Source organism: Acinetobacter sp. TUM15071, assembly GCF_008980925.1.
GTDB classification, from domain to species: domain Bacteria; phylum Pseudomonadota; class Gammaproteobacteria; order Pseudomonadales; family Moraxellaceae; genus Acinetobacter; species Acinetobacter dispersus.
In genome coordinates, this window is sequence record NZ_BKGB01000001.1 from 387,047 (window position 1) to 405,660 (window position 18,614).

16 protein-coding genes and 1 other RNA gene are annotated in these 18,614 nt (G+C 40.1%); 1 reads left to right on the plus strand and 16 read right to left on the minus strand.

From position 1 onward, the window contains the following. Position 1: 1 nt before the first annotated feature. From GBI66_RS01725 to GBI66_RS01775, 11 genes are all read right to left on the minus strand, one after another. On the minus strand, positions 2–565 hold the full coding sequence (locus GBI66_RS01725; protein WP_151714952.1) for a hypothetical protein: 564 nt from the start codon (positions 563–565) through the stop codon (positions 2–4). Then, the gene (locus GBI66_RS01730) at positions 565–1,341 is read right to left on the minus strand and encodes a sigma-70 family RNA polymerase sigma factor (protein ID WP_151714953.1); all 777 of its coding nucleotides are present in this window, start codon (positions 1,339–1,341) and stop codon (positions 565–567) included. The genes GBI66_RS01725 and GBI66_RS01730 overlap by 1 nt, the downstream gene beginning before the upstream one ends. 260 nt (positions 1,342–1,601) lie before the next feature. Next, positions 1,602–1,832: an AlpA family transcriptional regulator gene (locus tag GBI66_RS01735; RefSeq protein ID WP_151714954.1), complete on the minus strand. Its 231-nt coding sequence runs from the start codon at positions 1,830–1,832 to the stop codon at positions 1,602–1,604. A gap of 96 nt (positions 1,833–1,928) precedes the next feature. Beyond that, positions 1,929–2,825, minus strand: coding sequence for a hydrolase or metal-binding protein (locus GBI66_RS01740; protein WP_151714955.1), 897 nt, complete (start codon positions 2,823–2,825; stop codon positions 1,929–1,931). Between the two features lie 85 nt (positions 2,826–2,910). Beyond that, a complete protein-coding gene (locus GBI66_RS01745) occupies positions 2,911–4,038 on the minus strand; it encodes a YqaJ viral recombinase family protein (RefSeq protein WP_151714956.1) in 1,128 nt (375 codons plus the stop codon). Positions 4,039–4,213: 175 nt separating this feature from the next. After that, positions 4,214–5,269 carry a DUF932 domain-containing protein gene (locus tag GBI66_RS01750; protein ID WP_151714957.1) on the minus strand — a complete coding sequence of 352 codons (1,056 nt, stop codon included), beginning with the start codon at positions 5,267–5,269 and terminating at the stop codon, positions 4,214–4,216. 54 nt (positions 5,270–5,323) lie between these two features. Continuing rightward, positions 5,324–5,623: a hypothetical protein gene (locus GBI66_RS01755; protein WP_151714958.1), complete on the minus strand. Its 300-nt coding sequence runs from the start codon at positions 5,621–5,623 to the stop codon at positions 5,324–5,326. A 99-nt stretch (positions 5,624–5,722) separates the two neighbouring features. Then, positions 5,723–6,100: a hypothetical protein gene (locus tag GBI66_RS01760; protein ID WP_005314467.1), complete on the minus strand. Its 378-nt coding sequence runs from the start codon at positions 6,098–6,100 to the stop codon at positions 5,723–5,725. Between the two features lie 165 nt (positions 6,101–6,265). Then, positions 6,266–7,432: a hypothetical protein gene (locus tag GBI66_RS01765; RefSeq protein ID WP_151714959.1), complete on the minus strand. Its 1,167-nt coding sequence runs from the start codon at positions 7,430–7,432 to the stop codon at positions 6,266–6,268. A 652-nt stretch (positions 7,433–8,084) separates the two neighbouring features. Beyond that, positions 8,085–9,005, minus strand: a complete 921-nt coding sequence (locus GBI66_RS01770) for a hypothetical protein (protein WP_151714960.1) — start codon at positions 9,003–9,005, stop codon at positions 8,085–8,087. Positions 9,006–9,072: 67 nt separating this feature from the next. Continuing rightward, positions 9,073–10,026 (minus strand): inovirus-type Gp2 protein, encoded by a 954-nt coding sequence (locus GBI66_RS01775; protein ID WP_151714961.1) that lies wholly within the window; start codon positions 10,024–10,026, stop codon positions 9,073–9,075. Positions 10,027–10,517: 491 nt separating this feature from the next. Here GBI66_RS01775 and GBI66_RS01780 point away from each other — a divergent pair, with 491 nt between their 5' ends. After that, the gene (locus GBI66_RS01780; protein WP_151714962.1) at positions 10,518–11,534 is read left to right on the plus strand and encodes a hypothetical protein; all 1,017 of its coding nucleotides are present in this window, start codon (positions 10,518–10,520) and stop codon (positions 11,532–11,534) included. Between the two features lie 114 nt (positions 11,535–11,648). Here GBI66_RS01780 and GBI66_RS01785 read toward each other — a convergent pair whose 3' ends face one another. The 5 genes from GBI66_RS01785 to GBI66_RS01805 all read right to left on the minus strand — a co-directional run bounded on the left by GBI66_RS01785 (position 11,649) and on the right by GBI66_RS01805 (position 18,465). After that, on the minus strand, positions 11,649–12,785 hold the full coding sequence (locus GBI66_RS01785) for a tyrosine-type recombinase/integrase (protein ID WP_151714963.1): 1,137 nt from the start codon (positions 12,783–12,785) through the stop codon (positions 11,649–11,651). Positions 12,786–12,964: 179 nt separating this feature from the next. Then, positions 12,965–13,323: a transfer-messenger RNA gene (gene ssrA / locus GBI66_RS01790) on the minus strand. Between the two features lie 158 nt (positions 13,324–13,481). Continuing rightward, a complete protein-coding gene (ggt, locus tag GBI66_RS01795) occupies positions 13,482–15,476 on the minus strand; it encodes a gamma-glutamyltransferase (protein ID WP_151714964.1) in 1,995 nt (664 codons plus the stop codon). A 307-nt stretch (positions 15,477–15,783) separates the two neighbouring features. Further along, on the minus strand, positions 15,784–17,310 hold the full coding sequence (locus tag GBI66_RS01800) for a DHA2 family efflux MFS transporter permease subunit (RefSeq protein ID WP_151714965.1): 1,527 nt from the start codon (positions 17,308–17,310) through the stop codon (positions 15,784–15,786). A 6-nt stretch (positions 17,311–17,316) separates the two neighbouring features. Continuing rightward, positions 17,317–18,465, minus strand: coding sequence for an HlyD family efflux transporter periplasmic adaptor subunit (locus tag GBI66_RS01805; RefSeq protein WP_151714966.1), 1,149 nt, complete (start codon positions 18,463–18,465; stop codon positions 17,317–17,319). Positions 18,466–18,614: the final 149 nt, after the last annotated feature.

Here is an 18,614-nt window from a genome sequence, read left to right on the forward strand (position 1 = left end):
ATCATTCGCCTTTATTTATAATCTTTTGAATTCGCTCTTCCGGAATAAGTGCCTCATGAAGCACCTTTTCGAAAGAAACCTTATTTGGTGCAGTTGGTTTCACATTCGACTTATAACTACGTTGAGGTTGTATTGGTGGTAATGTGAGAAAAGCTTTCAGTTGGACCGTTGTCACTTGGAGAACAGCCGCAAGCTTATTAAGAAAATGTAACGGAACAGAAGCTAGCTCAACTCTTCTTCCACCAAAAGCAATTAAAACCTGCATCGGAAGATCTAATAATTTTGCTGCATTTGAAAAACGCTGTGGAGGGATATCTACTATTTCCGATTGTTGGGCAAGCCCAATACGAAAACGGTCTAATGCAGATTTAATACTTTTTTGATCATCTAGAGTAAGTGATACACTGTCATCAATTTCACGAGACAACTCAAGTGACAGATCGACTAGTTCATTAGCATATTGAGGAAATTCTATTAAATACTTGCGTAAGGTACTTTGACTAGAGTCAAATTCTACTGAAAAGTCTCTCAATACATCCTCTCGAGAAATATGTTGATTTTTCATTATAATTTCTCCTTATGTTCCATTCTCTTACGTAAAATTGCAAACGCAGAGTCGCGATGAGTGCGAATAGTTTTATCTGACTTATTTAACGCTTTACTAATCGTCATTTCATTCGGGTCTTTCGAAATAATTGGTATATCATGACACCACATTAAGACAATACGTTGCTGAAGTAGTGATAAATCGTTAATCGCCTCATGTAAGTTGCGTCGGTAATATTCTTTGTCCAGCTCATCTTCATCGAAAGGATCATAGGCCTCTATCGCATTTTCAACCTCTGGTAGGATATCGTCATCTTCACCATATAATCCTTGAGTGAGATTATCTTTATTTTGAATTTTATTTTGTGCATCAATTCGATCTTTAGCTAAAGCAGCATTAAAGTTAACCTCAAAATAGTCAAGCCGCTCATCATAACTAACCTGATCTGCTAATAATAGATCAATAAAATCATCAAGGACTTTATCGCGGATTTCCATATTAATTAACGATGGACTTGCTCCACCTGCACTATGAAATTTAGAAAGATTACGAACTATTCTTTCTAAAAGGCTTGTCAGTAACTTTTCACGAAGCCAAAAATTATCAGTATTCCGAATAAAATAAAGCAATGTTTCACTTGAAATGAAACCGACTACTGAATTTGGCCAAATACTACTTCTAGTCACAATCTCTTCAGCATTAATCTTTTCTATTTCATCAATCTCACATTCAACTATACTACGTCGAGTGTATAAAACACCCTCCCTATTAGCCTTTCTTAGAGGTTTAGCCATAAAGCACCTTGACAACCTTAAAATGGTTCATTCTTAAAATTTATTTAAAAATATTTTATATAACAATAACTTTTACCAATGAATACCGTCAAGATACATATACGGTTATATGATGATATTATTACTTATTAACAATATCTAACCTCCCACTCAAAGCTAATCTTGTCTTAACTGTAGGATTGCTTTTTTTTACTTTCTAGTATTTAAAATCGAACACTAATTTATATTTTAATTAAAAAAAAATAGGGAGTATCTTCTCCCTATTCACGATTAGCTAACTTAGCTTCAATCCATTGATTAATTTCCCAAGCTGACCAACCAATACGTTTTTGCGAGATCGTAATTTTCTTTGGAAACGTTGGATCAAAATAAGGGGAGTTTTCATCCATCATTTCATATATTGTTGAACGGCTAACACCAACAAATAATACTACTTGATGTATATTAATTATTTGGTTCATCTGAAAAGTTTGACCTTTGAACGCATTCATGATGTTTTCTCCTAATCATTGATGCGAGCGCGTATTCGCTCAGATGATAGGCCAATCCAGTAAAATTTTACGCAGTCCAATGTTGTCCAAGCTCATCTAATTCAAAGCCTGAACTGAATGCTGTAACCCTTTCTGGATATCCTGAACATGGGTCAGGCCCTGCGTTTGCTGATGTGAATCTGGTTTGGGTTCATCGTTGTAAAACTCATCAACAATATCCAAGCCCTCCTCACCTCCCACCTCAAAACTAGCATTACCATAGCCTTGTCGTGCAACATGGTCTAGAGCTTCCTGATAAAACCCAGTTGCCTTGCTCTGCTCATCAATCTGTTTGGCTGAGCTAATCGCTTCTTGCAGATTAACACCATCACGTAAAGTTAAGTCCACGTAGTAAATTGGAGTACGATAACTTTGCGTGGTGCTTTTGCCTCTCAAAGTGAGTTGCAATGGCAAACAAGAAAGTAAGTCACCTGATGCCGCACTGTAATAACGTAATCGTGCTGCCAAAGTGCGAATACTATTAAAACCAGTTGTTCTAAAGATGAATGTGCCAAATTCATCCGACTCATCTAAATTCACATACAGCCGCGCATAAGGCTTACAGAGCCCACCTTGAGCCAATGGACATAAATCAGGTGATGGGCATGGATATTGTTCAATGCCATTTTGTCCAAGTCTTTGACAAGTTTCCCCATTTCCTGAGCAAATTAAACGGCCAGTTTGGCGGTCAAATAAACTGTACTCTGCCCTTAAATTTAGTTCAGGATCATTGAAAATCATTCTTACTGGTATGGTTCTGAGTTTTTGGTTTTGTGCTTTGACCCGTAGTTGTTCATCCAAGGGATGCTTGATCCACCCATCCTTTCCTTGAATTTGACTAGTAATGGTAAATTGATCATCCTTTTCAGGTAGTCGTTTACCATTCTTTTCTACAATTTTGCCAATGCTGATACGACCGAGTACGGGTGGTGTGATTGCGAGACCTTTAATCATAGTGATTTCCTTTCAATAAAAATTGAACATAAAAAAATCCCATGATTTTTGATCATGGGATTTTCGGCTGTGGATAGGTGGTGAGTTATCCACCGTTTGGATAAATCTGAAAGCGTCTTGTTCTAGCTTTAGTTTGTGGAAACTGCTGGAGATATTCAGGATACTGTTTAAGAAGGGATTTGCTATCTAGACTGATTGAGTCTTGTGATTTCTTCCACGTCACTGAACCACCTGTAAACACTGCTCGCTCGGCATCTTTCATTATCATTTGTAGTTGATGTTTCAGCTCATCAAAATACTGTTGGTGTTGTTCAACTTTGTGTCGCTCCTCTAACAGTTGATTAAATAAGTAGTTGGCTTGTTCATTCTGGGTCAGGTCTTCTACTGTTAATGGAGTCTGCTCTGGGTAGAGCTGTTGTAAGGCCTTGGCTGCTGAGGCAGAGGCATCTACACTTGGTGGAATTCCTGATTCCACACATTGCCAAAAATGGCGTTCGGCATTAATGATGTGCTGAATCACCGTTTCATTACGCGTCACCTTATAGATTTTGGTTTCATGCCCACAGATCAAGGCACAGATATGTGCAGCCTGTTTGCCTGTCACTGCCAGTTGATGCTGAACTTGGCAAAGGACATACAGTGGTACACCATCTCGCCATAGTTTTGATCCATATTCCCCTACAGTTTTACACTCTAATATTTGAACTTCGCCATTGCCCACCACGGCATAATCTAAATTCGCCAACATAAAGTGTTTGTCTTCATCAGGGTGCTGTAGCACGGCATTAACTCGACGAACTTTGTGGTTGGTGTGCATAGTGTAGTATTCAGCCACCAAGGGTTCTAACTGCTTGCCCCAGTACAACGGTGCATAGCCTACACTTTCGTCCTCGATGTTTTGTTGCATCCGACCTGTCTTAATCATCCACAGTTCCAGCATCGACATATAAGGATTCAGTCCACAGGCCGTTGCTGCATCACTACTGCCAATACCTTGTTTTCTAACTTCTAGCCATTGCTGGTAGTTCATTTGCTTGGTGTTGGCGAGTCTTTTCGCTGTCAGAGCTTTGGTCTTTCGTGGCTGTTTGTTTGGTCGGTCACGTTTGGGGCGAGTTCCTGCCTCAACCTGTTGAGTGGGTTGATTTAAGTTTGGTACATAAGGTTGTAAGGGTGGTTGATTTATCGTGTTCTGAATTTGAGTATTGCTATTCATTGCAATTCTTCCTGTATGAGTAAAATCGTAAAAGCTGAATTTTGGGCATAAAAAAAGCCGCATCTGAGGGTGCGGCTAAAGGTGTTGCTGTGCTTGTACGGTGTTACAGTTTGCTTAGGCTAATGGAGGTGACTTAAATCAAACTTAATAGATTCGAAGTTTTAGAATGTCTGATCTAAGCCACCATTCGGAGGACCTGTTCCAAACCTCGTTGCTTGATTGCTGCCCCTGCCCCAAACCAAGCGGAATCGAGCCGATGATCCTTACTCATCGCTCGACGTTCATGGTCTGTGAATTCAGTAATGGCGCACAGTAAACCATAAGCTGTGTCTTTGGCTGAACTTAGTTCTGCTCCACGTCCATGTCCGTTAAACATTGTCATGACTTTAGACATGGCACGTCCATTCGGTTCAGTTTTATTCTCAGTTTTGCTTACTGAGGCATTCCTTTGATTTGGCATAGCTGCATTTCGATAGAACTGAATAATACTTTCATCCTGTTCCACCGCACTCAAGTTGGTGTTGTTAAATACTGCATCGAAGTAGGCTGCCGCTTCCTGTTGAGTCACCTTACGCTGACTCAGTTGTTTCATTTCATACATGTGTTCATCCCATGCGCGAACTGAGATACCCAGTTGCCGTTTGACTTTCTCAGCATCGAACTTGGTGCTATGCGGCACTTTAACCACACCTGCACTGGTATTTTGTCCTTTGAGTGCAATCGCCAAAGTGTTATTACATACCACACGGATACTGGTGAACTGAGCCGTGGTTGCCAATGTGCCATCACAAGCCGTAGCTAAAAGAATGTAGCCATTACTCACATCCTTACCTTTGAGTGCTGAGGTCTGTCCAGTCTTCGCCAATGCCCAGAATTTCTTGCCGCCTTTAAGCACCCCAGCAGTTTCCAGCTCAAAGCCCGATTGTTCAGTCAGGTCTCGGTAAAATTCTAGAATCTCTTGGGGTTGCACTTCCTGAAAGCGTTGACTCACAACAGATAAAGGCTCATGCGTGTCTGAACGGTACAGGACTCTTTGCTCTTGATAAGGCAAGATCAGGTTTTGTTGTTTGTGGTTTTCAGCCATATAGCTGACATCTGAGGATTCAATCCGCCAGTCCATACCTGCCTGCTTTGCCCACACCTCAATCGGTTGATTTGGAGTAAGTTGATTGCCCAAACCATGCCAAGGGGTTTGTCCTACAAATGCCATGCTTTCAACTAAATGTGCCATAGGAATAATTCCTCTATAAAAGTGAAGTTGTTTAAAAATAAAATTGAATGAAGCTTAAGCAGCTACAGCAAAGTCTTGTCCGCATTGCAGACAGTGGTAATGTTGAGCAGATTTATAATGGCGATAGAAATAATGCTGACTGACCAGGACTAGTGTTCCACCGACCACCACTCCAATCAGCCCACCGATATACGGAGGAATACCTGCTTCTTTTGCCAGTTTGATACCCAATGCAGCCATTGCTGGTGGTGAAAATGCATCTAGGATCTTTTCAAAATACTGCGGACCATTCGGCTGGGATTCTCTGAGAATCACCTGTTCAGAATGGCAATAAGGACAATGTACGGTGCTCATCACGAAGTCCTGTATATAGGTATAAATGTTTGAAACTTTTGATTCAGGCATAAAAAACCATGCCTATTAGGCATGGTTGATATGTGTGCTTTCGGTTTGTTATTTAAAGCTATAACTTGCTGTACCTTGATCAGTCTCAATATCGACCTTCACCACAGCATCGTAGGAACATCTCAAGTAAAGCTGTAAAGATTGCCCAATCTGGAAATAGGCAGGCAGCTTGATCGGATCATTGTATCGACCTGTATAACTACAGCGTCCGTTATTCACATCAACCTTATTTAAGGTAATTGGTTCAGAGTCCAGTGAACGGAGGGTTAAAATCACATAGGTTCGGTTATATAAACCTCCTTCGCTATATTCCGTATTGAGATTGACTTCCATACGATCGGGATTGAAGCCTGACGTACCACAGCCTGATAAGGTCAACGGTAGTGTGATAACAGCAGACAGCATTAATTTTTTAAGTATATTCACAACAATATTTCCTTTATTGGATTTACCTTGATTTGATGTTGAGCAGCGCCACACATCTGGGTGTCATGGCTTCGTGCTCATGCTTCATAGAGGTAATATGTATTTGAAGTTTCTTTATTTTGAGAGAATATTCATACCAATCTGTGGTTGAGCATACTGTCATCCTTATAAAGCACTGCTTTCCTGCACAGGTTCAGATAGAACTTGTTCTTGTTCCTGTTGTTTCTGATATTTCTTGATCAAATCTTCAGGTGAGAGATAGTTCTCTAATCCAAATTTGAAGTTCCAAAGTGGAGACGTCATAATATTCTTAAAGGGTGTTGCCGCTAGTTTGTCAGTCAGTTCAGAACTAGCGACCAGTGTATGCATGGCACTTTTTTGCTTAAACTCAAGTGGTTTAAATACAGGCGTAATATTCGCTCGCATTTCTACGGGATCACCACTTCTGTTGGCTTTGCTGATTTGATTGAAGTAGAAAAATATTCCTTCAAGATGCAATTTATTGTCATGGAAGTTAAAAACATAGCCCATCTTAAGTAATGTGAGGTTTTCAACAATCAGCTTTGCTAAATCAGGTTGGACTTTAATCAGGATTTTAGAGACCACCATTGAACTGCCACTTTTATTTTCTTGTTCTAAGTCTAGAGACAATTGCTCTGTATCAGGATCATAGTGATAAGCACGATTAGATAGCGCAAGGCTAATATCTTCTACACTTCGGTTCAGTGCTTTCTGTAAAAGCTCCACGTCATAATCAATGGCATTATTTTCAGCGTCTAGTTGTGCCTGTTTGACTCGATTGTCATAGTCCTGCGTTTTTTCAAATTCCTGCTTAGGCTGAATGTTCGGTGACTTTAAATAACGAATATAATTGATCGCTAGATTATTGGCATATTTAAAGTATTCATCGGTGCTCAGATCAAGTAATACATTATTTTCCTCTGTATCTCGATCCTTGTCTCCAATCACAAAAATCTGATCTCGATTTAGATTAAGTAAACTTTTGACTCGTTCGTAGTCTTTTAGAAATGAAAAATCGTTAACCACATTCGGAGTTTCTGAGAAATCCAGTGACTCCCTTTGCTTGGGATAAAAGATTTTAGGATCAGGAAAAAGCACTTTGGATTCTGCTTGCTGCCAACTTTGGTCTGCGCTCAATTTGTCTTTGGCAATAATAACGGCTGATTTTTCATTGATTGCATCAAGGCTCACAGTATTTTCTTGGGTTTGGTCTTCTATGGCTTGATTGTTCTCGTGCTTATCTTTACTTGAACATGCCGCCAAGCTGACCAACAAAATACATAGAGGTAGATACTTTAGTTTCGTTGTCATGGTGAATCATTCTCTTTTATTTTGAATGAACGCTCGCCATCTGTAAGGCTATTGCGCCAATCCTTGTTTGATTCTTTATTGGAGTACTGTGTTTTATTCAGGTGTGAATATTCATAGGGAAATGAACTTTCCACGGCTGATCAGTAAAATGATCCAAGCACACAGACAAACAGAGGATGCTCATCCTTTATTTGCTTACCCCAGATAAAATTATTGTTTTGCGTAGCTGTTATTGGCCTAACAATGGAAAAGCCGTATAAAGCACTGGGGTATAGAGAAGAATGAGAAATTAAGAATATATAGACGCATGGGCGACTCCTTTGTTTATTAAAGAAGTTCTACCAAAATCACTGCTAAATAATGGTGGCAGAACGAATGGGGGTTAGCAGACTGGTAAACAAAGAAACCAGCACGCGCAAGCGCGTCCCCCAAACGCCTGCCATAAAGAGAATGGGGGACGAACGGGTCCACAGCAGATAAAAGTAAACTTTTAACTACTGTCTTTGTTTATAGGGTCTGCTAAAACCCACTGACGATGTAGGTCAGCATCGAAAGGATAGCCCCCACTCTGCCTGCCGTCAAGCAGACAAAGTTGAGCGAATTGATTGATGTTGATTTGATAAGCAGTGTATCCATTGATTAAAAGATACTTTTAAAAATTAAAGCCTTTGACTGGCTTAGCTAAGAATTGTTGAAATTTTCGAGGGCGTACTCTTAACCGTGTCGCCTTATCATCTACACTGTAAAACTCATTTCGTCTCATGCCTTCTAGATCATCACGAATATCATCCATTCCCTCAAATAAGGTAAGGAAGCTATCATCTCGCTCTTCCCATGGTAAATCCGAATTTGAATCGAGCACCAAACCATTACCATAGGTTACAATTAACCATTCCTGATTGAGTTGCTGACTAAGCATTTCTGTTTGTTTAAGCACGTTGCCATTAAATGTCAGAAAGTAAGCACACACATACTGATTCGTTTCAGGGATGCGCAATACTTTGCGATAAAGAAATAAACAACCATTTTGAATCAAAGCACTATTCTGAATCCTTTTTTCAAAAAGACTTACATGCTTAGCAACGTCACAAATCGAGACTAAAGGGATTTGATCCGACTGATAGGTGAAATAGCATTTGAGTGTATTGAGATGATGTTGATGTATGGTGATTGCATCATATTGTTCAATACATTTACGAATACGCTTTGCATGCTCCTCGTTATCTTTCTTTATCGTTTCCAAGAATTGAACACTGGTATACACCACCCGTAACTTTTCCAGCAATAGTGCAATGAAAACTTTGATCTGCTCAACATCTTCACTAGGTAGGTACACAAGTTTGAGATCACACAATGTTGCGTGATAACAATAGGCTAGAATTGAAATCCACAGATCGAATTCCAATTCTTTATAGTGCATCAATGGTTTCCAATCAGGCAACGTATCTAAAAAAACCTCATGCCAATATTGCATATCTAACGCTGAATTCTCAAAACGCGCTTGTTGATAGAACTCTTGTAGATTTTGTTCTAAACGAGTGGCATGTTGATGTTCGACTTCGTAAAAGCTCATTGCAAAAACTCCTATGCGATTTAATTGCATAGGAAGGTGTTTGGCGTATTTTTTTAAATTGCTTAGACTAGCGCCCTGACTTCAGCCGCCGACGATAACGAGTTCTATACTGCCCTGTTCCGAATGTTTTTTGGCTTTCACTTAGCTTAACTCTGAGATACTGATCTGACTTTTCAGGTCTAGTTAAATACAAAGCCGTAGCAATTGCACAATGAACTAAATGGGCATCATCTCTATACACCATACCGACTCCTATAGTGTTATTAGCCTTGAACTTTTGTAGATATCTAGCATCATTTACAATAAACGCCTTACCTATATTTTTAGTGTTCTCTTGTGATTTAGCCTCTCCTTGAGTAATCTCTTGCCACTTAGCCTCAACCATTTGACCAAGTCGAAATCCATCTTGATGATTCGCCCCTTGATACAGTAATAATAGATGACAATGATAACCACCCAAATCAGCCCCCTGTTCCAATGCCCAAGCAAACCCCTCTACGCCCTTAAAACAGCCATCCTTATTTGAAATACGATTACGTAATATTTCCATGTGCTGAGAAAATAGCTCAAATGAAATCTGGTCTCTCACACTCTTATTATATTTAAGGTCAACCCTTACCACTAAAAGACGCGCGTAGTGATTAAATAGATCGCTAAGGTATTCGCGTAATGACTCCGTATTCTTTACTTCTTGACGCCTATAGTCCTGAATTTCCTGTACCGATAACCGATAGTTACAGATGAGTGCAGCACGTATATCTATAAGGTTCTTAGAAATTACATAATACAAATTACTACTCTGCATCTCTGTGCATAGAACAGTTATCAGAGTCCAAACCTTTATAAAATCCCGTATCAATGGACTGTAGTAATATTCTTCTTGGTAACACAATCTGAATGCTTCAATAATCTTTACCAGTTCAATGACTAACGTCTCATCCCTATGTCCACGATGAACAAGGGTATGAATAAGCTTCTCAATACGGATTAAGGTTGCAGGTTCATTAACTGAGGTAAACATGGAGTTGACTCACTAGAATAGATTCATAGTGATAGCAACTAATGTATTTTTTATATTGAGTAGATATATGTAATTGACACCTGCCAAATAACAACCTCACCTCCCATTTTAGAATTGGTCATATTCTTTTAATTCTATTTATTTAATTCTAATAGATAATATTTAATACCCTCTAAGCCGAACTCATTTTATGCAAGGCTAGGCTTGCAGACAAAGTAATTTGTACAAGGCCACCCTTGATCAGGGTGACTTATGTTGAAGCTAAAGTTAAGATAAAACATCAATATTTACAATTTAAAAATCAACCTAAAATCTACAAAAAAATTATATCAACCAATATATATCAATCACTTACAACAAATACAACATCAAAAACACTACAAAAATTCCACAAAAATTTTTTTTAAATTATTCTTTAAACCTACTAAAAATCATTGAATTTTTTATGGAAACACGATGAAATAAACTTAGATAGATATAGGAAATGATGTATGAATATTGAAGAAATTCAAAAAAAATATAATGAATATCTTAAGGATATCAATGATAGAGGCTATGAATTATTATGGAGTGCATATTTTCATGAAATTAAAAAATTCAATCAGGAATATAATGTTATTTCACAACTACAAAACACAACACTCCCACCAATAGATAAAATAAAAAGTGATTATTTTGGTTTAGCCGCAATTCAAAATGAAAAAGAATATTTTATTCAAAAATCCCACATTATTATTAAAAATAGAATATTACCAGAAGAATATACTTCATGGATTCCAAAGGATAACAACTTAATAAATTATTGGTTAATTGATAGATTAAATGAATATAAATCTCCATTTCTCGGCTACACTAAAATAGATAACAAAAAAATCTACAATGCTATTTACGACAGAAAATTCATAACAAACAACTATAATGAAGAAAAACTTAAACTAATTACTACACCCATCACTGTATTATTTAGAAAAGAAAGTAAATATTTATATGATACTTTTATCTACCGCTTAGATACATCCAACACAACTCTCCATCAAAAAATATGTTTCTTAGACTCAGCAAGAAATGAATATAACTCAAAAAATCTTTTTGAGATTAAATTCAACAAATGGATAGATAAAAAAAATACTGAGCAATTAGAATGGATAAATGATTATTTATTAAAAAAAATACCCTTTGCTCCATTCTATAAACCTGACCTAATAAATGCCATCGCGACCACAGATTTGTATTCTTCTATCCTACTCAGATTAAGTAGTTTCAACTTTGATCACTATGCCTCTCGTAATCTATTTGTTGAAAAGATAAAAAAAAGCTGGTCTCAGAAAAAATTCAGAGATGAAGGAAAAACAAAAAAACCGCATCACTTACCACTAACAAAAGAGTCCATTAGACAACTACAACAACTCAGTCAACTGATGAATATGAAAGAACAAAAAATAATTGAAACTCTTATAGATGAAAAGTTCCATGAGGTAGCAACTAAGGATGGTAAAACTCTCTATTAACTTTAGAAGAATTTAAATAAAATAATATCGATAATTTTTAGATAAAAAAAACTAAGCAAAATTGGAGAAGATTTTTGCTTAGTTTTTTAATATTATTAAATTATTCACATAATTTTAAGTTAACCAATTTTTTACTTGCTCACCATACCACTCGATAATTTTCACACGCTCATCCCAATACTGGGCACGGTTATAAGCTGAACGAATTCTATTTTGTGGCACATGGGCAAGCTGACGTTCAATCGCATCAGGATTGAATAAATTCGATTCATTCACTACGGTACTAAATAAAGATCGAAACCCATGTGTAGTCATTCGACCTGCATAGCCTGAACGTTTAATTACAGCCAATATTGATTCGCTACGCATAGCTTGCTTGTTATTTAGTCGATGTGGAAATAACAGATCTTGATTATGTGTCAGACGCAATGCTTGAAGTTCACTAATCATCATGTCTGTTAAGGGTACACGATGGGGTAAACCGTTCTTCATACGCTCAGCAGGGATGTCCCATTTACGCTCATCTAGATCAAATTCATCCCATCGCGCTTGCAGTAATTCACTTACTCGAACGCCAGTAAGCATGACCAGAATAATTGCGTGATGGGTTTGAGCATCTGCTGGATAGGTTTTGATGCGTCTAAGGAATTCGGGCATTTCACTTTCTGATAATGATGCTAAGTTCTTCACTTTTTTATTCTTGAGTGCATAAACCAAATCACTTGCAGGATTATCGAATCTATAGCCATGAGCTATGGCATATTTCATGACCATACCACAACGTGATAAGGTGCGCTTGGCGATTTCAAGAGAGCCTCTTGCCTCTATTTTCTTAATAACCTGCAAAATTTCAGGAGCTTGAATTTGATTAATTCGCTTGTTGGCAAGTCCTATATACAATTCATCTAATGATGCTTGGACATTGCTAATATGCTTTGTAGACCATGTTTCTTTTTGATTTTCAAACCACTCTTCTGCTACCTCTTTAAAAAGTGGCTTTAACTCATCAACCGTTTCTACACGAGAAAATTTATATTTTATATTTAAAGCAATTTCACGAGCTTTTTTCAAACTTAGATCAGGATACTGCCCTAGGGCTTTAGATTTTCTTTGTCCATCAACCGTAAATCGAACCGTCCAATATTTACTCCCTTTCGGATCAATGATGAGTGACAACCCATTAAAATCTGATAATCGATATTGCTTTTCTTTAGGTAATGCCTTTTTGCATTCCACATCAGTTAGTGCCATTTTTCCTGTCCACTCATTTAAATCTTGTGGGTCAAATTGTCCCAATTCTGACCCTTAAAAAGCAAAAATGAGGTCAAATCATATCAGATGATATCGGACAAACAGGCAAATAAAAAAGCCTTTAAGTATTGAACTTAAAGGCTTTTTCATATCGGATCGAACAATCCCGAATAATATTTTGGTGGAGATGGCGGGAGTCGAACCCGCGTCCGCCAGCACTACGCCCGAGAATACTACATGCTTAGATATCGTCTACTATTTTAACTCTTTGTGACCCGACGAACAGGGTACAAATCGCGATCCTCTAAGTTTAGTACAAAGCCCCGAGGCTTGGCTTTATACGGACTTGTGTGCGTGCGCTTCAGTCGGACTCTCTAACCACAAGTATTCAGAGAGGCGGACAAGCTGCCCTTAGGCAGCTAGAGCGTATGATTCGTCGTTTGCGACTAAAAAATGCAAATTTGATTTACGAGAGGAAATGCGCTCTCGGCATGCATCTATGAGTTTCATCACCAGCGTCGAAGCCAGGAACATCCCCAAAGTACAGCGCAATCATAGCATAGATGACTAGAATTTAAATCTTAATTTCTAAGCATCGAGCAAAATATGCGCTTATAACCCTATATTGTTGCGGAACTTACTTTTTCAAGGGCTGGTTTTAGAAAGCTGCCACAAGGGCAGCTTCTTAATTTTGGCTTATAAAGCCCCATTACCTAGCACAATGCCTTCACGGCGAGGATCGACCCCACCCGCGTATTTGCTTTGATTATCAATTTTGACTCTCATAATCATCGCAATACCACTGGTTTGTGCTGTATTGGAAATACCATGGCCTTTTGCCTTTAAACCTTCAATCAGTTCAAGCAAGGATAACTGGTCATTTGAGCTATCAATATTGGTGTTTGGGCTATTGGTCGCACCGAAGTTCACCAATGAAGTCGCCTGCTGTGCATTCAGGTTCCAGTCCAATGCACCAACCAAGGTTTTGACCACATATTGGATAATGGTCCCACCACCCGGTGAACCCGTTGCCATATAAAACTCATCTGCTGTGGTTCCTTTAAACACTAAAGTGGGCGCCATGGTACTGCGTGGGCGTTTGCCACCTTCGACTCGATTCGCCAACAATGCACCTGTTTGATCGACAGGGTTAGCACTAAAATCAGTTAATTGATTTGATAACAAGAAGCCATCCACCATATGGAATGACCCCATACTCGATTCAACTGTCGATGTCATGGAAACCACATTGCCATACGCATCAACAATGGTGAACTGAGTGGTGCCATGCTCTACTGTCGTATCAACACCTGCATTTGAGCCGAATTGACCTGCCTGCGCGACGCCCATACTTTGGTTCGGATTAATCAGTGCAGCACGTTGTTTTAAATAATTTTTATCAATCAGACTCGCAATACCTTTCGCTGGTAATGGCACAAAATCAGTGTCTGCAACATATTTATCACGGTCTGCATAGGCCAAGCGTTCTGTTTCCGAAACCAAATGCACGCCCATAACATCCGGGATCCCACCCTCATTTTCTGGATTTTGCGGTGGATATTTACTCATCTCAAAATTTTCTAAAATGCCCAGCGTTTGTGCAACTGCAATTCCACCTGATGATGGCGGTGGCATGGTACAGACATAGTAACGATCACGGTAAGTGCTACAGATTGGCGTTCGTTTTTTAACTTGATAATTAGATAAGTCCTGTAAAGTCATTAAGCTTGGGGTAATTGGTGTACGAGCTGCATCATCCCCGACCGTTTGACCCGCCTTCGCCACAATATTCTGTGCTATCGGCCCACTGTACATGGCTTTTGCGCCTTGAGTTGCGAGTGCTTCAAGGGTTTTGGCATACGCTTTGTTGGTCATGGTCTCACCGACTTTACGCGGTGTGCCATCTGGATAGAAATAGGTTGCGACTGCATTAGCATCAAGGGCCAAATGACCTGCATTACTTGCAATCGCATCGGCTAGACGTCCAGGAATTCGAAAGCCATGATCGGCCAAATCAATAGCTTGATTAAACAACTGATCCCATTTCAGTTTGCCATGTTCCTGCTGCGCCTGTTCCAATAAACGCATTACCCCAGGTACCCCAATCGAACGTCCACTACGGCGGGTACTTGGCACAGGTACTGGAGATGCAGGATCATGTATATCTTGTCGGATCAGATAGTATTCATTGGCCGCAGCAGGTGCAGTCTCTCGCCCATCATATGCGGTGACGGTTTTACTTTTCGCATCGTAATACATCATAAAACCGCTACCCGCGATGGTACTAGATTGTGGTTCTACTAAACCCAATACTGCTTGAACAGCAACTGCGGCATCGACGGCACTTCCACCTGCCCTTAAAATTTCACAGCCTGCCTTTACTGCCAATGTCGTGTTCGCCACCACCATATATTTATCGGCATATTTCACCGTATTATTTAATCGATAACCCGACGCACCTTCAGGTGCTGCTGGATCACCATTCTGATTGGAACCCACCACGACACTCGAGCCATCCTGTGCAAGTTTGCTACAACTGCTAGGGTCTTGATCAATAATCAGATTGGGTTTTGAAGGTTGTCCTGTATTTGAATCTTTGCCTGATTGATCTGATGAGGCGTCATTTCCACATCCCTGTAATACACCAACAGCCAATAAGCTGCTGAAAAAAAATGAATATCTATGATTCACGTGATAACTCCATTATATATACCTGCCTATCCATGCAAATGTCATGCTAGTTTCTTTATTTTCAGGTGTGAAGGTTTTAATATTTGATAAAAATAAACTTTTAATAATATTCAATGATTATAGGCTTTATCTTCTATGCCTGGTAATGTCCCTCCTTGTGATTACAATGCAACCTTTATCGCTTTGAACTGGATTCTGGCACGCTTTCTCTGTATAAAAACAGGCAAAATCTATCAATTCCAAGCCAAAACACTATTTTTATACATAAAAAAAGCACCTACTTAGAGGTGCTTTTAGTTCAGAGTTTTTAGTGAGTGGGCATACCACCTGTATTGCCTTTTGGCTTTGGACTCATCCAGATCAGAGCACTGGCAAACACAAACACAATCGCCAACAGCATAAATACATGATTGGCAGACATCGTTATCGCCTCTTTATCAACGAGATTGGCAATCGTGGCAAGTGTCGCATCAGAAGAGAAACCATTCTGCAATAAAGTATTTTGTACTTCTTGCGGATGTAAGTTATTCACCATTTCACTACGTGCCACTTTGGCATGATCATCCCAAATGGTGACTGCAATTGAAGCCCCAATCGCCCCTGCCATGGTTCTCAGGAAGTTCATCAAACCTGCGGCCGATGCCATTTCCTGTGGCAAAACTGAGCCCATTGCAATATTCGACAGCGGAATAAAAAAGAATGGCACCGCAAAACCTTGCAAGATTTGTGGCCAAGCCAAAGCCATAAAGTCCGCATCTGTGACCCAGAAGGCACGCATCAGGGTCACAACACCCAACAGTGCCAAACCAAAGCTGGCCAAGGCCCGTGGGTCATATTTAGTCGACAGCTTCGCCACAATTGGCGACATGGTCAAACTACCGAAGCCCATGGTAGCGGTGAGATAGCCTGCCCATGTGGCGGTATAGCCCAAATTGATCTGGAGCCACTGAGGAATCAGCACGATACTGCCAAAGAAGGAACCAAAACCAAAGGCCAAAGCCAATACCGACACGGCGAAGCCCCGATGTCGGAACACATACAAATTGACCACGGGATGCTTTTCGGTCAGCTCCCAAATCATAAAGACAATAAAGCCAACCACAGCAATCAAGGCCAGCATGATAATACTGCTGCTATTAAACCAGTCGCGTTCATGCCCCAGATCAAGCATCAATTGCAATGCACCAATCCAAAGTACTAACAGGCCTAAGCCAATCGCATCGATCCGCAGTTTTTCAGTTTTGGTTTCAGCAACCGATAACAAACGTATTGCCGCTAAAACACAGAAAATACCAACAGGAATATTGATAAAGAAAATCCAGTGCCAAGACAGATTATCACTGATGAGTCCGCCAAGAATCGGTCCGAGAATCGGCCCAATCACCGTAGTCATTGCCCAGAGCCCCATTGCCTGCGCATGTTTTTCAGGTGGGAAAATCCGCATCAATAGGGTTTGGCTAAGTGGCATGAGTGGCCCACCACACAGACCTTGTCCGATACGGAAAAATACCAACATTTCCAGCGAAGTCGCTAAACCACATAGGAAGGAAAAGATGGTAAAGCCAATCAGCCCAAAAACAAACACGCGTACTGTGCCAAAGCGGCCAGCGAGCCAACCCGTTAAAGGTACACAAATCGCTTCTGCAACGGCATAGGAGGTAATCACCCATGTCCCTTGTGAACTGGAAACCGCAAGGTTCCCAGTAATATGAGGCACAGACACGTTGGCAATGGTGGTATCCAGTACCACCATAAAATTTGAAAGGGCGATCACAAACGCGGCAAGTATTAAGCGCCCGCCACTCAGTTCTGCAAATGGATTTTGCGTTTTCATGGCTGATTACTTCGAAGCGAGATCAATATCCGCTTGCATCGACAACCCTACACGCAATGGATGTTCTGCAAGTTCTTTCGGATCAAGGCTGATACGCACAGGTAAACGCTGTACTACTTTAATCCAGTTCCCTGTGGCATTTTGTGCAGGAATCAAGGCAAACGCTGCTCCTGTTCCACCTGAGAAACCTTGTACCGTACCGTGATAAACCACGTCATCACCATATAAGTCAGAGCGTAAAGTCACTTTCTGCCCTGCTTTGACTTTCGCCAATTGGCTTTCTTTGTAGTTGGCATCGACATACAGTGCAGAGACAGGCACCACCGACATCATTACGGTTCCAGGCGCAACCCGTTGTCCAATCTGAATATTACGGCGGGCGATGACACCATCAACAGGCGCACGAATCACCGTACGCTCTAAATCCAATGCGGCTTGTTCCACATGTGCTTTCGCCACTAATACATCAGGCGTTGAGGCTTCATTCACCCCTTGAATCAAGGCTTCGTTTGCAGCAAAAGTACTTTCAGCCGCTTTACGGCTTGATGTTGCTTGCGCCAAACCTGCTTGAGCCAAATCCAGACTTGCTTTTGCTGTTGAAACCGCACTTTGTGCCTTGCTTAATTCCTCTTTAGAGATTGCACCCGATGCAGCCAGTTCATTACGACGATTCAATTCCAATGCAGCACGATCATAATCAGCTTGTGCTTTGGTCACTTGTGCCTGTTCGCTGGTGATTTCATCATTACGAACCACAACCTGAGAATTTAAAGAACTGCTATTGGCTTGGCTTTGTTTATATTGACGTTGCGCTTTAGCCAGTTCTGCCTGCGCTTGTGCCAATTGAATCTTGGCATCACGTTCATCAATACGTACCAATACATCGCCTTGTTTGACCTGTTGAGTCTCTTTGACCAAGACTTCAGCCACTTGCCCGCTGACCATTGAGGTAATTTGTGCAGTTTCTGCACCGACATAAGCATTATCGGTACTGACCGAATGATTAAAGAATAACACCCAAATGCCATACAGAATTGCAGCGAGAATGAGAATGAGTGCGAAAAATCCGAGGAATTTTTTACGTTTTGCTTTCATTGCATCATCTGATGCCGAATCTGAAGCAGCATCCTGTTGGTTGGCTTGAGCGTCAGTCATAAGTTATTCCTGAAAATTAAAGAGATTTTTAACTTTTGGTTTAATCAGCCGATCAGTTTAATTTTGAAAACTTAACTGAAGGTTAAAAAACCAAAAATGAAAAATAAGAACAAAAACCATTTCGCATTTTAACGATAAAAAATCACATG

Excerpts from the sequence above, each read along its gene's own strand:
- GBI66_RS01785 (WP_151714963.1), bottom strand. The coding sequence starts at position 12,785 with ATGGCACTAACTGATGTGGAATGCAAAAAGGCATTACCTAAAGAAAAG.
- GBI66_RS01755 (WP_151714958.1), bottom strand. The coding sequence starts at position 5,623 with ATGAGCACCGTACATTGTCCTTATTGCCATTCTGAACAGGTGATTCTC.
- GBI66_RS01730 (WP_151714953.1), bottom strand. The coding sequence starts at position 1,341 with ATGGCTAAACCTCTAAGAAAGGCTAATAGGGAGGGTGTTTTATACACT.
- GBI66_RS01745 (WP_151714956.1), bottom strand. The coding sequence starts at position 4,038 with ATGAATAGCAATACTCAAATTCAGAACACGATAAATCAACCACCCTTA.
- GBI66_RS01725 (WP_151714952.1), bottom strand. The coding sequence starts at position 565 with ATGAAAAATCAACATATTTCTCGAGAGGATGTATTGAGAGACTTTTCA.
- GBI66_RS01800 (WP_151714965.1), bottom strand. The coding sequence starts at position 17,310 with ATGAAAACGCAAAATCCATTTGCAGAACTGAGTGGCGGGCGCTTAATA.
- GBI66_RS01765 (WP_151714959.1), bottom strand. The coding sequence starts at position 7,432 with ATGACAACGAAACTAAAGTATCTACCTCTATGTATTTTGTTGGTCAGC.
- GBI66_RS01735 (WP_151714954.1), bottom strand. The coding sequence starts at position 1,832 with ATGAATGCGTTCAAAGGTCAAACTTTTCAGATGAACCAAATAATTAAT.
- GBI66_RS01750 (WP_151714957.1), bottom strand. The coding sequence starts at position 5,269 with ATGGCACATTTAGTTGAAAGCATGGCATTTGTAGGACAAACCCCTTGG.
- GBI66_RS01775 (WP_151714961.1), bottom strand. The coding sequence starts at position 10,026 with ATGTTTACCTCAGTTAATGAACCTGCAACCTTAATCCGTATTGAGAAG.
- GBI66_RS01780 (WP_151714962.1), top strand. The coding sequence starts at position 10,518 with ATGAATATTGAAGAAATTCAAAAAAAATATAATGAATATCTTAAGGAT.
- GBI66_RS01740 (WP_151714955.1), bottom strand. The coding sequence starts at position 2,825 with ATGATTAAAGGTCTCGCAATCACACCACCCGTACTCGGTCGTATCAGC.
- GBI66_RS01770 (WP_151714960.1), bottom strand. The coding sequence starts at position 9,005 with ATGAGCTTTTACGAAGTCGAACATCAACATGCCACTCGTTTAGAACAA.
- GBI66_RS01805 (WP_151714966.1), bottom strand. The coding sequence starts at position 18,465 with ATGACTGACGCTCAAGCCAACCAACAGGATGCTGCTTCAGATTCGGCA.